Origin of the sequence: Micromonospora sp. NPDC049891, from assembly GCF_040660295.1 — a bacterium.
Classification (GTDB): domain Bacteria; phylum Actinomycetota; class Actinomycetes; order Mycobacteriales; family Micromonosporaceae; genus Micromonospora.
Map to the genome: position 1 here is coordinate 1 of NZ_JBFAML010000096.1, position 1,011 is coordinate 1,011.

Consider the following 1,011-nt stretch of genomic DNA (forward strand, 5'->3'; position numbering starts at 1 on the left):
TCGCCTCATACGCCTACGTGGCCGTCGTTTGGCTGAACCACAAGAGCACGTTCAATCGCATCAAGGAGAGCGATCGCGGCCTGCACTGGGTGAATCTCTTCGTCCTGTTCAGCACCGCGCTGCTGCCGTTCCCGACCGCCGTCGTCTCGAACGCGTTGCAGGAGCACGACCAGCAGGACCAGCGCGTGGCCGTCGCCTTCTACGCGCTGATCGGCGCGCTGCTCTGCGCGAGCTGGCTGGCGTTCTTCCACTATCTGGCCCGGCGCAAAGACCTACTCAGGGAAGAGGTGAGTGGACGGCATTTCCCCGCCGAGCGGGTGCGGGCATTCGTCGGGGTCATCCTCTACGTCGCTGCAGGTCTCATCGGTTACCTGGTCGCGCCGCTCGCCGGCTTGGCGATCTTCGTCGTGCTGCCGGTGCTCTACGCCGTCACCAGCGCCGGTCTATACCAGGTGCCTCTCACCCGCCGGATCCCGCGTCGCCCCCCGGCACCAGGGAGCTGACGGTCAGACGACCGGCTCGCAGCCCTCGTCGGGATCGCCCTCCGCCACCCGGCTGCGGGCGGGTGAACCGCCGTTTCACCCCGACGGGCGCGGGTACCCGCCGTAATCCGTTCGAAGGGGGATCCGAGGTGAACTACACCGAGTTCATTCAGTCCGTGGCAGGACGACCGAAGGTTCCACCGGGGCAGGCGGAACCGATCACCCGCGCCACGCTCGAGACGTTGGCAGAGAGGATCACAGGCGGCCAGGCGAGGGACCTCGCCTCCCAACTCCCTCAGGAACTACGAGGGCTGGTGGGTAGGCCCACCGAAGATCCGGAACGGTTCGGACTTGCCGAATTCTTGGAACGGGTGCAGTCGCGGGCCGGGGTGGATCGCCAGGTGGCCACCGACGGAGCACGGGCCGTGCTGGACACCCTTCGTGAGGCGGTCAGAGCGAAGGAGTACGGGGACACTGTCGACCAGTTGCCGCAGGAGTTCTGGCAGTTGACCGGGCCGAGGGCGGAACG

2 protein-coding genes are annotated in these 1,011 nt (G+C 67.0%); both read left to right on the forward strand.

Annotated elements, in window-relative coordinates:
• Positions 1 to 503 (forward strand): TMEM175 family protein (locus AB0I71_RS32685; RefSeq protein WP_357591240.1); only part of this gene is annotated, 503 nt, incomplete at its 5' end.
• A gap of 155 nt (positions 504 to 658) precedes the next feature.
• On the forward strand, positions 659 to 1,011 hold a 353-nt coding region (locus AB0I71_RS32690), incomplete at its 3' end, for a DUF2267 domain-containing protein (protein ID WP_357591242.1).